Raw genomic sequence first — 12,642 nt, 5'->3', positions numbered from 1 at the left:
TGTGAAATCCCCGAGCACAGACCTCCGATTTGTTGACTGAACCGTTCAGTTCAGTTTATGCGTGAGGCACGGGGTGTTCGCAGCAAGGTGTCGCCATGGGTAGGACGTGGATCATCGTTGGGCTTCTGGCGGCCATTGCCGGCGGCGGCTGGTGGTATTCGACAACCAGGACCGCAGCGCCACCCCAGGGTCAGGCGGCACCTTCCCAGGCCGGGGGGCCACCGGCGGTGGCGGTCGAGGCGGCGCCGGTGACGGTGGGCCCCATCGCCCGGGAACTCACCGCGGTGGGGTCGCTGCGATCCGACGAATCGGTGATGATCCGTCCCGAAATCGCCGGCCGCATCCGCGCCATCGGCTTCGAGGAAGGGTCGCGCGTCGCCAAGGGCCAGGTCCTGGTCCGCCTGGACGATTCCGCCCAGGCCGCCGACCTGCAGCAGGCCCAGGCGAATCTGGGGCTGTCGCGCGCCAATGCCGAGCGCGCGGTGCGGCTGGCCGGGCAGGGGGCGGGCACCGAGCGTGCCCGCGACGAGGCCGAGGCCAAGCTGCGCGTCGACCTGGCCAAGGTGGAATACGCCAAGGCCCTGCTGGAGAAGACGGTCATCGTCGCCCCCTTCGCCGGCACCGTGGGCCTGCGCGCGGTGAGCGTCGGCGCCTACGTCCAGCCCGGCCAGGACATCGTCAACCTGGAGGCCATCGACCCCATCAAGGTGGATTTCCGCATCCCCGAGCTGTTCCTGCCCGAGGTCCGCGAGGGCCTGAGCGTCGCCGTCGCCGCCGACGCCTTCCCCGGGCGGGAATTCCACGGCACCCTCTATGCCATCGATCCGGCCATCGACCAGAACGGCCGCGCCCTGCTGGTGCGCGCCCGCATCCAGAATTCCGAGGGCACCCTGCGCCCCGGGCAGTTCGTCCGCCTCGCCCTCAAGGTGGACGAGGTCGCCTCGGCCATCACCGTGCCCGAGGAATCGCTGGTGCCGCGCGGCGAGCAGCTGATGGTCTTCAAGGTGGTGGACGGCAAGGCCCAGCCGGTCCCGGTCAAGGCCGGCAAGCGCTTCAAGGGCAAGGTCGAGATCGTCGAGGGACTGGCCCCGGGGGACGTGGTGGTGACCGCCGGGCAGATGAAGCTGCGCCCGGGGGCGGCGGTGAACACCGTCACCGCCAAGGCGGGAGGCTGACATGCGGCTTCCCGACCTGTGCATCCGGCGGCCGGTCTTCGCCACCGTGCTGTCGCTGCTGATCGTCCTGGTCGGCATCGTCAGCTACGACCGCCTGACGGTGCGCGAGTATCCCAACATCGACGAGCCGGTGGTCACCGTCGAGACCGCCTACAAGGGCGCCTCGGCCGAGATCGTCGAGACCCAGGTCACCAAGGTGCTCGAGGATTCGCTGGCCGGCATCGAGGGCGTCGAGGTGCTGTCGTCGCTGTCGCGCCAGGAAAGCAGCCAGATCACCGTCCGCTTCAAGGTCACCCGCGATGCCGACGCCGCCGCCAACGACGTCCGCGACCGGGTGTCGCGGGTGCGCAGCAAGCTGCCCGAGGACGTCGATGAGCCGGTCATCGCCAAGGTCGAGGCCGACGCCAACCCCATCATCTACCTGGCCTTCTCGTCCGACCGCCACGACGCCCTGTTCGTCTCGGACTATGCCTGGCGGTTCGTCCGCACCCGGCTGCAGAACCTCAACGGCGTCGCCGATATCCGCATCTTCGGCGAACGGCGCTACGCCATGCGGGTCTGGCTGGAGCGCGCCCGCCTGGCCGCCTATCGCCTGACCCCCCAGGACGTGGAGAACGCCCTGCGCCGCCAGAACCTGGAGGTTCCCGCCGGCCGCATCGAATCGGCGGAGCGCGAGTTCACCGTGCTGTCCGAGACCGATCTGCGCACCCCGGCCCAGTTCGGCGACATCATCCTGGCCGATGTTTCGGGCTATCCGGTGCGGCTGAAGGACGTCGCCCGGGTCGAGATCGGCCCCCAGGACGAGCGCCGCATCACCCGCTTCAACGGCTCCTCGGCGGTGGCCCTGGGCGTGGTCAAGCAATCGGTGGCCAATCCCCTCGACGTTTCCACGGCGGTGCGCGCCGCGTTGCCGGAGATCCGCGGCAACCTGCCCGAGGGCATGCAGGTGGATGTGGGCTATGACAGCTCGGTGTTCATCGAGCGCTCCATCGACGCGGTGTTTTACACCATCGGCGAGGCGGTGCTGCTGGTGGTGCTGGTGATCTTCTTCTTCCTGCGCACCCTGCGCGCCACCATCATCCCGCTGGTGACCATCCCGGTGTCGCTGATCGGCGCCTTCGCCATCATGTACGCGCTGAACTTCTCCATCAACACGCTGACCCTGCTGTCCATGGTGCTGGCCATCGGCCTGGTGGTGGACGACGCCATCGTGGTCCTTGAGAACATCTTCCGCCACATCGAGGAGGGGCTGGAGCCCATGGCCGCCGCCTTCAAGGGGGCCAAGGAAATCTCGTTCGCGGTGATGGCCATGACCATCACCCTGGCGGCGGTGTACGTGCCGCTGGCCTTCATGACCGGTCGCACCGGCAAGCTGTTCGTGGAATTCGCCCTGACCCTGGCGGCGGCGGTGCTGGTGTCGGGCTTCGTCGCGCTCACCCTGTCGCCGATGATGTGCTCGCGCCTGCTGCGCCACGAGCCGCGCCACAGCTGGATCTACAACCTCATCGAGCGCGGCCTGGAGCGCATGACCGAGGGCTACAAGCGGCTGCTGGCGCGGTCGTTGAACGCCCGCAGCGTGGTGGTCGGCATCGGCGCGGCGGTGGCCCTGTCCTCGGTCGGCCTGGTCCTGACGCTGAAGTCCGAGCTGACCCCCACCGAGGATCGCGGCACCATCGTGGTGGTGGGCATCGGCCCCGAGGGGGCGACGGTGGGCAACATCGACAAGTACGCCCGCATGATCGAGCGTTTCGTCGCCGAAGTCCCCGTGGTTGAACGCTATTTCGTGGTCACCGGGATGCCGGTGGTCAACCAGATGCTGGCCTTCGTCCGGGTCAAGGACTGGAGCGAACGCTCGGTGTCCCAGATGGACGTGGCGCGCGGCCTGATGCCCAAGCTGATGAGCGTGCCGGGCATGCTGGCCTTCGCCGTCAATCCGCCGTCGCTGGGCGAGAAGGCGTCGTCGAAGCCGCTGCAGGTGGTGATCCAGACCTCGGCCAGCTATGCCGACCTGCAGCGCATGAACGACGCCTTCATGGCCGAGGCGAGCAAGCTGCCCGGCCTGATCAGCCTGGATTCCGACCTGAAGCTCAACAAGCCGCAGATCCGGGTGACCATGGACCGCGACCGCATCGCCGATATCGGCTCGTCGGTGGATGTGGTCGGGCGCACCCTGGAGACCATGCTGGGCGGGCGCCAGGTGACCCGCTTCAAGCGGGAGGGGGAGCAGTACGACGTCATCGTCCAGGTCGCAGACGTCGATCGCCGCAATCCCGACGACCTCACCTCCATCTATGTGCGCGGCGACAAGGACCAGATGGTGCAGCTGTCCAACCTGCTCACCATCCAGGAAGGGGTTGCCCCGCGCGAACTCAACCATTTCAACCAGTTGCGCGCCGCCACCATCAGCGCCAACCTGGCCCCCGGCTACACCATGGGCCAGGCGATCACCGAACTCGAGGCCATCGCGGCGCGGGTGCTGCCGGCCAACGCGCAGTTGGACTACAACGGCCCCTCGCGCGAGTTCAAATCGTCGAGCACGGCCATGTGGCTGACCTTCGCCCTGGCTTTGCTGTTCATCTATCTGGTGCTGGCGGCCCAGTTCGAAAGCTTCGTCGATCCGTTCATCATCATGCTGACGGTGCCGCTGTCCATCGCCGGCGCCCTGGGTGCGCTCAAGCTGGCCGGGGGCACCCTCAACGTCTACAGCCAGATCGGGCTGGTGACGCTGATCGGGCTGATCACCAAGCACGGCATCCTCATCGTCGAGTTCTCCAACCAGCTGCGCGACAAGGGCGCCACCATGAAGGCGGCGGTGACCGAGGCCGCCGGCCTGCGCCTGCGCCCGATCCTGATGACCACCGGGGCTATGGTGCTGGGCGCCATTCCGCTGGCCCTGGCCGATGGCGCCGGCGCCGAAAGCCGCCAGCAGATCGGCTGGGTGATCGTCGGCGGCATCGCCGTCGGCACCATCTTCACCCTGTTCGTGGTGCCGGTGGCCTATACCCTGCTGGCCCGCCGCCACCGGGCCGGGTCGCTGCCGGAAGCGGAGGAGGGTGCTCCAGCCGAATAGAGCAGGGTGACGCGAAGTCACCCTGCTCCTGCCGCCATTGCGGCGGCGGCCAAGGGGCCGGTGGCCCCGCCCGGCGAGGGCGAACGAACAATTGGAACATGTCAGCCCCCGCCGGCGTTGACCGGCCGAGGAGGGCTTGCCGGTGGAACGCCTGCGCCGCCTGGCCTTCGCCGCCCTGAGCGTCTTCGTCTTCGGCCTCGCCCTGTGGGCCATGCACCGCACCGTCGGGCAACTGGACATGGCGGCGGTGGGCGCGGCGGCGCGGTCCCATTCCGGCTGGACCCTGGCCGGCGCCATGGCCTTCGCCCTGGCCAGCTACGGCGTGCTGTGCGGCTTCGACGGGCTGGGCCTGCGCTATATCGGCCGCCGGCTGCCGGTGCTGTCGGTGGTCCAGATCTCCTTCGTCAGCCACGCCATCAGCCACAATGCCGGCTTCGCCTTTCTCAGCGGCGGCTCGGTGCGGCTGCGCATGTACCGGGTGTTCGGCCTGGGCGGCGCCGAGGTGGCGACGGTGATGGCCTTCGCCGGCCTGTCCTTCGCCCTGGGGGTGGCGGCTTTGGCCAGCGCCGCCTTCATCCTGGAGGCCGGGCGCATCGCGCCGCTGCTGCGGCTGCCGCCCGCCTCGGTGGCGTGGGTGGGCTGGGCGGTGGCCGGCGGGCTGGCGCTCTACCTGCTGTGGACGGCAATTGCCCGCCGCCGCCTCGCCATCGGCGCCTGGGTTCTGGCGCCGCCGGGCCTCGCCTTGGCGGTGGGGCAGGTGGTGGTGGCCTCCCTCGATCTGGTGCTGGTCGCCGCCGCCCTCCACCTGCTGCTGCCGATCGGCCCGGCGACGCCGTCCTTCCTGGCCTTCATCGGCATCTACGTGGTCTCCACCGTGGCCGGCACCATCAGCCACGTTCCCGGCGGCCTGGGGGTGTTCGAGGGCGCCCTGCTGCTGCTGCTGCCCGGCCTGCCCGCCGAGGCGCTGCTGGCGGCGCTGGTGATCTTCCGGGTCTGCTACAATCTGGTGCCCCTGATCCTGGCGGCCGGCCTGCTGGCGGTGTTCGAGCTCAGGCGCCGCCGCCCGCCCGCCTGGGTCGCCCCGCTGGCCGCGCCGGCGGCCGGCATCCTCGGCTTCGTCGGCGCCACCGTGGCGCTGCTGGCCGGCGCCGCCGCACCCCCGGTCCAGGCCCCGTCATGGCTGGCCGAGCCCGCCCATCTGCTGGCGGCGGCCGCCGCCGCCGTTCTGTTGCTGGCCTCGTGGGGGGTGGCGACGGGCGGCCGGGCGGGCTGGCGGACCGCCCTTGCGGCTACCTGCTGCGGTCTGGCCGCATCACTGGGCCGGGGGCCGGACTGGATCGCCACCGCCGCCTTCGCTTTGCCGGCCCTCGGCCTGCTGGCCGCCGCGCCGCTGCTCCGTGCCGACCAGCCGCCGCGGCCGCCGCCCTGGGGCTGGATCGGCGCCGGCGCCTCGGTGGTCGCCGCCGCCACCTGGATCGGCTGGCTGTCCGGCACCGCCCCGTGGCACCTGCTGGACTTCACCCCCGGCGACCTCGCCGCCCGCGCCATGCGCGGCAACGCGGTGGCGCTGGCGGCGCTGCTGGCGGCCGGCCTGGCCCGCCAGCTCAGGGCGGCCCGAGGGTAGCGAACAGGAACCCGCCCACCGCCAGGGTCGAAACGAGGACGGCCGCCAGCGCCTTGCCGCCCAGCGCCCGGTTGCGGAACAGCATCAAGGCGGTCACCAGGATGGCGGCGACCGCGAACACAAGCACGATGCGGGATTCGGACAAGACGCGACCCTCCGGCGGTGACACTGGCCGGACCAGGATGGCCGAGGCGGGGAGGGGCCGCCGTGATGGTGGTCAAGGGGGGGGCGTCGGATGCTCATGGCAACGCAGATGAACACTGGCGCCTGACGGCGCGCACGGATGAACGCCGATAGGGCGGCGCATTGGCGTTCATCTGGGCCTAATTGCGTGCATCTGTGGTGCTGGTGGTCGGTCTATGAAGGGCGCAGTTTCGTTCGTACAGGGAGATTTGTGCAGCGGCACCGTAATTCCACGTGGATGCCCGGGTCAAGCCCGCGGCTGTCCGGTTTAATTCTCGGCTGGCCCATGCCCCCTCGCCCGCCTGCGGGAGAGGGGGGCGAGCGTCAGCGAGCCAGGGTGAGGGCGGCGCGTGTCCACGCGCCCAAGACCTGGAGAGACAGCCGCTTTCGCTGTCGCGAAGCGCACCTGGCGGTGCGCGCCCTCTCCCTCCCGTCGCTGTCGCGNATCGCCCAGTGCCCGCACCCCTTGGGCGCCGATGCGCCGCTGTTCGTCGGCGCCCGCGGCGGCCCCCTCAATCCCGGCGTGGTGCAGCGCCAGATGCGCCGGCTGCGGGCGCTGCTGGGCCTGCCCGACACCGCCACCCCGCACGCGCTCAGGCATTCCTTCGCCACCCACCTGCTGGCCGGCGGCGGCGATCTGCGCACCATCCAGGAATTGCTGGGCCACGCCTCGCTGTCCACCACCCAGCGCTACACCAAGGTCGATGCCGCCCGCCTGAAGGGCGTCTACGACAAGGCCCATCCGCGGGCGAAGGCCAGGTAGGTCGCCATGCGTCAAGTCCGAACCACTCCTAACTCGTCATGGCCGGGCTCGCCCCACGGCTGTCCGGTTTAATTTTCGGCTGTTAAGGGCCCCCTCGCCCGCCTGCGGGAGAGGGGGCGAGCGTCAGCGAGCCGGGGTGAGGGCGGCGCGTGTCCACGCGCCCAAGACCTGGAGAGACAGCCGCTTTCGCTGTCGCGAAGCGCACCTGGCGGTGCGCGCCCTCTCCCTCCCGTCGCTGTCGCGACGGGCCCCTCCCTCTCCCGCTGGCGGGCGAGGGAAATTATGTCTACTGCGGCCAGCGTCACCCTGGACGCAGCCGTCACCAAGGGCTTCGAAAGGCGTTCCGAAAATTAAACCGGACAGCCGTGGGTCAAGCCCGGGCATGACGGAGAGGGGGGGCTGCCGGATGCTCATGGCAACGCAGATGAACACAGGCGCCTGACGGCGCGCCCGGATGAACGCCGATAGGATGGCGCATCGGCGTTCATCTGGGTTCCCATGGCTCGGCGTGAGATGAGCGCTGTCGCGTTTCCGTCGAAAGACGTCATCGCGATCCTACTTCCGGAACGGCGGGCAGACGGGGCCTTGCGCGGGATCGGGTTGGGGCCGGACCAGGCCGGCGCCGAGCATCACCGTGGCCACGTCCTCGCCGTTGGGCAGGCTGACCGCCGCGTCGATCCGCCCGCCGTATTTGTCGTGGGCGATGCGGGTGAGCAGCGCCGGCCCGTCGCCCAGCAGCCGGGCCAGGGCGTCGCGGGCGGCGGCCGCGGCCTGGGGGCAGGGGCCACGCAGTTCGGGGGCGTCGATGCCGAGAAGGCGCACGCGGATTGTCTGGTCGAGGCCCAGCCAGATGCGGACCCGCGCCTCGAAGGTGTCGCCGTCGAGCACCCGCACAACCTGGGCGGCATAGGGGCCGGACAGCGTCTCGGCCGCGGACGCGGGCGTGATCGCCGCCATCAGGGCGGCGAAAAAACCGTGGAATTTCATGGCCGCAGGCAGCGGCCGGAAGCTGGGGCGGCGCGAGCGAACGGGTCGGGCCGGAGCGACGAATCGGACAGCCCGACCCGCCGGCGCCCGCCCTCAGCCCCCGGCCGCCCGTACCCGCAGACCGCTGCTTGAAAGCGGCGGTGCAGGATGGGGGAACCTTCGGCTATAATAGACGTCAGCCATGACCTTGTAGCTTTCCTACGAGGTTGTGGTTAGGCGGTGGGGGGTGTTGGCGCACCCTCCATCGCCGCTCTGTCCGTCAGGGGCGGACACGCGGCCATTGTACCGCGTTCCAAGCCCCATGATCCACCGGAAAGGGTGCCTTGAAGCACATGGCAACCACCGTTTTGCGGTGGGGGTAGCCGGGTTTGGGAGGCGCGGCGGGGGGCGGGTGGCCCACCCTCCCCCGGGAGAGTCTGGGGAGGGGGCGGAGGGAAGTCCCCGCCGGTTGTCCCTTGCTTCGCCTTATGGTTAAGTAGGGCGGGCGATAGGGGAGCTGGTTATGCCGATTGATCGGAATGCGGTGGCAGCGGAAATCGCGGTGACGATTGCGGATTACCGCCAAGGTGAGATAGCACCACCGAATCGGGAGCATGTTCTTCGATGGATTGATCAATTTGACGCAGCGACCCGAGACGGAATTCTGGTCGAAACACAGAATCTTTTAGCTCGTTCGTACATCCCAAAGCCATTTGTCGAGAAATTTATCAACATGTTAGCCAATACCGAAAAGCTCGTAGGGCCGGACCCGAGGGTGTTCTGGTCAGGGGTTGGCTTTCTCAACATGCAGCGGCGAAGCCAGAGCCAAAGGGATATGCTCGCCCTACTTTCCGCAGTCCTGACCACTCGATACGGCCTTGGTTGCGAGCGGGAGAAATCGCTGAATGGCTCCTATGTTTACATTGATGACGCCATTTTTAGCGGAAACCAGGTGCGGGGTGATGTTCAACAGTGGATTGAGCAGACGGACGCCAGGAACTGTCACATCCATGTGATCGTGATTGGCTGGCATAAGCGAGGACAATGGTATGCCAACAAGCAACTCCGAGCGATCTGCAGCCCGCGATCCATACGAATGACGTGGTGGAAACTCGGTGAAATCGAGGATTGGAAGAAGCCTGAAACAAATGCCTCGGTGGCGGTCCTATGGCCCACCCACGCTCCTAACGATCAATATATTCAAAATTGGTTCAGGCTTTCGCCACGGGACCTAGAGTTTTTCACTCCCCGTCCGGCGCTTCAACCGCCCCTCCAGAATAGCAACTTTACGAGCGAAGCGGGCAGGGTGCTGTTAGAGCAGGCTTTCATGCAGCGAGGAGCGTTCATCGCATCCCTTCCTCGGAACCATGACCCACATATGCACCCCCTGGGATACCAGAGCCTCAATGGGCCTGGTTTCGGTACCCTCTTCGCCACCTATAGAAACTGCCCGAACAACTGCCCACTTGTCCTCTGGTGGGGTGATCCAGACGCGGGCCGACCGCTGAACCAGTGGTATCCCCTTCTCCCCAGGCGCACACGAGCGCAGAATTGGGCTGCGGATTTTGACGAGGTGGATTTTTGAACGGCGACCCTAGGGATTTCCGGCGCTACAAGCGGTTTGAGTGCGCGGTTTTCCGCAAGACAACAGAGATGCACGGCGGGCTATCGAACATGGCCGGTGGGTTCCCCCTGCTTGTAGAGGGGATACCCGTGCTATCCGCGGAGGCCCTTTATCAGGCCTGCCGGTTCCCCCACATGCCAGATGTACAGAAGCTCATTTTAGCTCAATCCAGTCCGATGACGGCAAAGATGAAATCGAAGCCATATCGGACAGACTCTCGTCCGGATTGGGAAATGGTAAAGGTACCAATCATGAAATGGTGCCTAAGGATAAAACTTGCGCAGAACTGGGATAAATTTTCACATGCATTGCTATCAACTGGAAGCAAAGCCATAGTGGAGGATTCTTCCAGGGATACCTATTGGGGGGCTAGGGAAATCGGACCAGACCTTCTGGAAGGGCAAAACGTTCTTGGACGCCTACTTATGGAACTTCGACAAAAGTTGCATTCTTCACCGGATGACCTTAGAGAGGTTGCTCCGGTTCCTATCTGCTGCTTTACTTTGCTCGAACGGCAAATCGGTGTGGTCGGCAAGCGGGTATATCCGTCAGTTCGGCGCACTTCAGAAACTGCGAGTGAAGCAGTAGCCTAGTTTTTGGCGTAAAGTCTCCGATCCGATCCCGCTGCCCCCGCGCCATCAGAACACCCAAACCTTGTCCTGCTCGAACGCGGCCCGCACCGCCGGATGGAAAGACTCGACTTCGCCGAGGTCGACGGGGCGGCCGAGTACGTCCTCCAGCATTAGGCGGGTGTCTTCCATGCGGATCAGCGAGAACGAGCGGCCGGCTTCGATTTCCACCGCGATGTCGATGTCGCTGTCAGCGCCGGCGTTGCCGCGGGCCAGCGAGCCGAACAGCGAGAGATGCGCGACGCCACGGCGGCGAAGTTCGGGCTCCGTCGCCTTGATCCGCTGCACAACCTGTTGAAGAGTGGTCGCCATCGCGTTGTCGCCCGCTGCGAGTCACTTGCCGCCCTCAAGGATAGGGCTGGACGGCACGGTCCGCAAGAACGGTGGGATTCGGGTGACAGGGGTCACGGTGACGGTGAACCCAATCCCCGTCCGGCAGGCCGATCATTTATGTCCCTGGCTTCACCAAAGCCTCTTGTTGGCGAAGGCGTGGCCGGAACCCGATTTGAGGTAATGCTCGAAAGCCGTCGCCTTTTGTTCGTCCGTGAACGCGACGTAGGTCACCAATCGCCATGGCAAAAACTTTGACGTATGGGGCGATTTTCCCGAATTGTGCTCGGCCATCCTGCGTTTGAGGTCGGACGTCATCCCTACGTAGCGCTGGCCGACGGCGCTCTCGCTTTCCAGCAAGTAGACGTAACGCATGAGCAGCCCTTCTTCGCTGAAGCTTCGAAGGGCATCCTGCTTCGCTTGGTTTCGGGCAGCAAGTCCTGCGAAGCGCATCGCGCGAAGCAGGATGGCGGATGGGGTGGGATTCGAACCCACGGTAGGTTTGACCCTACGCCGGTTTTCAAGACCGGTGCCTTAAACCGCTCGGCCACCCATCCCCTGGCCGGCGCTTTGTAGCGCTCCGGCCGGGAGATGTCCACTTTCAGGCGAGGGTGTAGGTGGCGGACAGGCGGTGTTCGGCGCCGGGGGCGACGGTGACGGTGTCGTCGGCGGCGTTGGTGGTCTCGACGCAGATCAGGCGCAGGTAATCGTCGTCGCCGAGATCGGCCATGGAGCGGGCGGTGGCGTCCCAGGGGTTCCACACCACCGCGCTGGCGCTGCCGGCCGGCACGATGCGGATGCGCCGGGCCAGGGCCGCGTCGTCGATCTCCAGCGGGCCGGCGACGCCGGTATAGATGCGGTCGGTCTCGCCGGTGATGGTGACCGCGCCCTGCTGGCGCTTCTCGGCGCCGCCGTCCATCTTGTCGATATAGGCGCAATCCTCGAGCCCGAGCACGCGGGTGCGGGCGATGTCGCCGACCCGGAAATAGGTGTGCAGGCCCTGCGACAGGGCGAAGGGGGAGGGGCCGAGGTTGCGGGTGGCCAGCACCATCTCCAGGGCGGCGCCGACGGTGATCTCGATGCGCAGGTCGAAGGCGTGCGGCCAGATGGTGCGGGTGTCGTCGCTGTCGGACAGGCCCAGGATCAGGCGCAGGCGGCCGTCGGCCAGGGCCTCGGTGCCGCGCACCTCCCATTGGCGGTTGCGCACGAAGCCGTGGCCGGGGCGGCCCTTGCCCTCGGGGTCGGGGCCGAACCACGGCCAGCAGACCGGCACGCCGCCCTTGATCGCCTTGCCGGGGGCGTAATAGGCGGTGTCGCTGAGGAACATCAGGTCCTCGGCGCCGTCGGGACGGAAGGACAGCACCTGGCCGGCATAGGTGCTGACCACCGCCGAGCCGCCGGCGGCATCGAGTTCCGCCAGGATCAGGCCGCCCTTGCCGGCGACGAAGCGGATGCGGTCGGTGATGCCGAAGCGCTGGGCGAGGTCCTGGATGTCCATGGCGTGGTCCTTTCGGGCTGAGGTCCACGCATCCTAGCCGCTCGCGGCGGACTCGGCACCGCCCCGTCGGGGGCGGATCAGCCTACACTTCCTGAAAGGTGTTGGTGAACGGGTCGAGGCGCGACAGGGTGCCCGCCTCCATGTCGTAGAACCAGCCGTGCAGCATCAGGTTGCCGGCCTCGACACGGTCGTGAACCCAGGGGAAGGTCATCAGATTGGCCAGCGAGATGGCCACCGTCTCGCGCTCGCACACCCTGAGCGCCGCCTCGATGGGCTGGCCCGAGGACAGCGCCAGGGCCATGGCGCGGTCGCGGGCCGAGCGGGCGATGCACATCCAGCCCTTGATGAAGTCGCTTTCCGCCATCTGGGCGCCCTCGACCAGGGCGCGGACGCCGCCGCAGCGGGCGTGGCCCAGCACCACGATGTGCTCGACGTTCAGACCGCGCACGGCGAATTCCACCGCCGCCGAGGTGCCGTGGTGCTTCTGGTCGGGGTCGTAGGGCGGAATCAGATTGGCGACGTTGCGCAGGACGAACATCTCGCCCGGCTGGGCGTCGAAGATGATCGCCGGGTCGACCCGCGAATCGCAGCAGCCGATCAGCAGCACCTTCGGCGTCTGGCCGTTCTGCGCCAGTTTGTCGAACAGCTCGCGGTTGTCGGCGAAGTAGCCGTCGCGAAAGCGCCGGAACCCTTCGATCAGCTTGTCCATCCCGTCCTCCGCGGATCAGCCCAGGCCTGCCCTTTACCATGATCCGCCGCAAGGCGCCACGCCCGAGGCGT

General features: G+C 67.3%; 11 protein-coding genes, 1 tRNA gene and 1 pseudogene. 6 read left to right on the top strand and 7 right to left on the bottom strand.

Going from position 1 to position 12,642, the window contains the following annotated elements; genetic code table 11:
* The first annotated feature begins 95 nt into the window (after nucleotides 1–95).
* From MTBUT4_RS12330 to MTBUT4_RS12320, 3 genes are all read left to right on the top strand, one after another.
* Entirely contained in the window at nucleotides 96–1,175 is a 1,080-nt protein-coding gene (locus MTBUT4_RS12330) for an efflux RND transporter periplasmic adaptor subunit (RefSeq protein ID WP_173979993.1), read from the top strand.
* Between the two features lies 1 nt (nucleotide 1,176).
* Nucleotides 1,177–4,245 carry an efflux RND transporter permease subunit gene (locus tag MTBUT4_RS12325; RefSeq protein WP_173979992.1) on the top strand — a complete coding sequence of 1,023 codons (3,069 nt, stop codon included), beginning with the start codon at nucleotides 1,177–1,179 and terminating at the stop codon, nucleotides 4,243–4,245.
* Nucleotides 4,246–4,387: 142 nt separating this feature from the next.
* Nucleotides 4,388–5,869, top strand: a complete 1,482-nt coding sequence (locus MTBUT4_RS12320; protein ID WP_173979991.1) for a lysylphosphatidylglycerol synthase domain-containing protein — start codon at nucleotides 4,388–4,390, stop codon at nucleotides 5,867–5,869.
* Here MTBUT4_RS12320 and MTBUT4_RS12315 read toward each other — a convergent pair.
* A complete protein-coding gene (locus MTBUT4_RS12315; RefSeq protein ID WP_173979990.1) occupies nucleotides 5,850–6,014 on the bottom strand; it encodes a hypothetical protein in 165 nt (54 codons plus the stop codon). The genes MTBUT4_RS12320 and MTBUT4_RS12315 overlap by 20 nt on opposite strands.
* Nucleotides 6,015–6,506: 492 nt before the next feature.
* Between MTBUT4_RS12315 and MTBUT4_RS19515 the strand changes: the two are divergent.
* Nucleotides 6,507–6,815, top strand: a pseudogene (locus MTBUT4_RS19515) (tyrosine-type recombinase/integrase); the annotation flags it as partial.
* Between the two features lie 555 nt (nucleotides 6,816–7,370).
* On the opposite strand, the gene MTBUT4_RS12305 reads toward MTBUT4_RS19515, so the two are convergent.
* A complete protein-coding gene (locus MTBUT4_RS12305; protein WP_173979989.1) occupies nucleotides 7,371–7,802 on the bottom strand; it encodes a thermonuclease family protein in 432 nt (143 codons plus the stop codon).
* 502 nt (nucleotides 7,803–8,304) lie between these two features.
* Between MTBUT4_RS12305 and MTBUT4_RS12300 the strand changes: the two genes are divergently transcribed.
* Nucleotides 8,305–9,366, top strand: coding sequence for a hypothetical protein (locus MTBUT4_RS12300; RefSeq protein ID WP_173979988.1), 1,062 nt, complete (start codon nucleotides 8,305–8,307; stop codon nucleotides 9,364–9,366).
* A complete protein-coding gene (locus MTBUT4_RS12295; protein ID WP_256367253.1) occupies nucleotides 9,363–9,998 on the top strand; it encodes an NADAR family protein in 636 nt (211 codons plus the stop codon). Before MTBUT4_RS12300 ends, MTBUT4_RS12295 begins: the two co-directional genes overlap by 4 nt.
* Before the next feature lie 45 nt (nucleotides 9,999–10,043).
* On the opposite strand, the gene MTBUT4_RS12290 is transcribed toward MTBUT4_RS12295, so the two are convergent.
* The 5 genes from MTBUT4_RS12290 to MTBUT4_RS12270 all read right to left on the bottom strand — a co-directional run bounded on the left by MTBUT4_RS12290 (nucleotide 10,044) and on the right by MTBUT4_RS12270 (nucleotide 12,571).
* Nucleotides 10,044–10,346 (bottom strand): nucleotidyltransferase family protein, encoded by a 303-nt coding sequence (locus tag MTBUT4_RS12290; RefSeq protein ID WP_173979987.1) that lies wholly within the window; start codon nucleotides 10,344–10,346, stop codon nucleotides 10,044–10,046.
* A gap of 150 nt (nucleotides 10,347–10,496) precedes the next feature.
* Nucleotides 10,497–10,739: a GIY-YIG nuclease family protein gene (locus MTBUT4_RS12285; RefSeq protein WP_173979986.1), complete on the bottom strand. Its 243-nt coding sequence runs from the start codon at nucleotides 10,737–10,739 to the stop codon at nucleotides 10,497–10,499.
* 92 nt (nucleotides 10,740–10,831) lie between these two features.
* A tRNA-Ser gene (locus MTBUT4_RS12280) sits at nucleotides 10,832–10,921 on the bottom strand.
* Between the two features lie 44 nt (nucleotides 10,922–10,965).
* The gene (locus MTBUT4_RS12275; protein WP_173979985.1) at nucleotides 10,966–11,862 is read right to left on the bottom strand and encodes a D-hexose-6-phosphate mutarotase; all 897 of its coding nucleotides are present in this window, start codon (nucleotides 11,860–11,862) and stop codon (nucleotides 10,966–10,968) included.
* 82 nt (nucleotides 11,863–11,944) lie between these two features.
* Nucleotides 11,945–12,571 (bottom strand): carbonic anhydrase, encoded by a 627-nt coding sequence (locus tag MTBUT4_RS12270; protein WP_173979984.1) that lies wholly within the window; start codon nucleotides 12,569–12,571, stop codon nucleotides 11,945–11,947.
* Nucleotides 12,572–12,642 lie beyond the last annotated feature (71 nt).

This window comes from Magnetospirillum sp. UT-4 (genome assembly GCF_902729435.1).
In the GTDB taxonomy this organism is placed as follows: domain Bacteria; phylum Pseudomonadota; class Alphaproteobacteria; order Rhodospirillales; family Magnetospirillaceae; genus Magnetospirillum.
Note: the sequence above shows the minus strand (reverse complement) of the source record. Positions and strands in the feature narration are given on the sequence as shown.

What these genes read in the sequence shown, in the direction of transcription:
- MTBUT4_RS12300 (WP_173979988.1), top strand. Translation starts at nt 8,305, where the DNA reads ATGCCGATTGATCGGAATGCGGTGGCAGCGGAAATCGCGGTGACGATT.
- MTBUT4_RS12270 (WP_173979984.1), bottom strand. Translation starts at nt 12,571, where the DNA reads ATGGACAAGCTGATCGAAGGGTTCCGGCGCTTTCGCGACGGCTACTTC.
- MTBUT4_RS12305 (WP_173979989.1), bottom strand. Translation starts at nt 7,802, where the DNA reads ATGAAATTCCACGGTTTTTTCGCCGCCCTGATGGCGGCGATCACGCCC.
- MTBUT4_RS12330 (WP_173979993.1), top strand. Translation starts at nt 96, where the DNA reads ATGGGTAGGACGTGGATCATCGTTGGGCTTCTGGCGGCCATTGCCGGC.
- MTBUT4_RS12285 (WP_173979986.1), bottom strand. Translation starts at nt 10,739, where the DNA reads ATGCGTTACGTCTACTTGCTGGAAAGCGAGAGCGCCGTCGGCCAGCGC.
- MTBUT4_RS12325 (WP_173979992.1), top strand. Translation starts at nt 1,177, where the DNA reads ATGCGGCTTCCCGACCTGTGCATCCGGCGGCCGGTCTTCGCCACCGTG.
- MTBUT4_RS12290 (WP_173979987.1), bottom strand. Translation starts at nt 10,346, where the DNA reads ATGGCGACCACTCTTCAACAGGTTGTGCAGCGGATCAAGGCGACGGAG.
- MTBUT4_RS12275 (WP_173979985.1), bottom strand. Translation starts at nt 11,862, where the DNA reads ATGGACATCCAGGACCTCGCCCAGCGCTTCGGCATCACCGACCGCATC.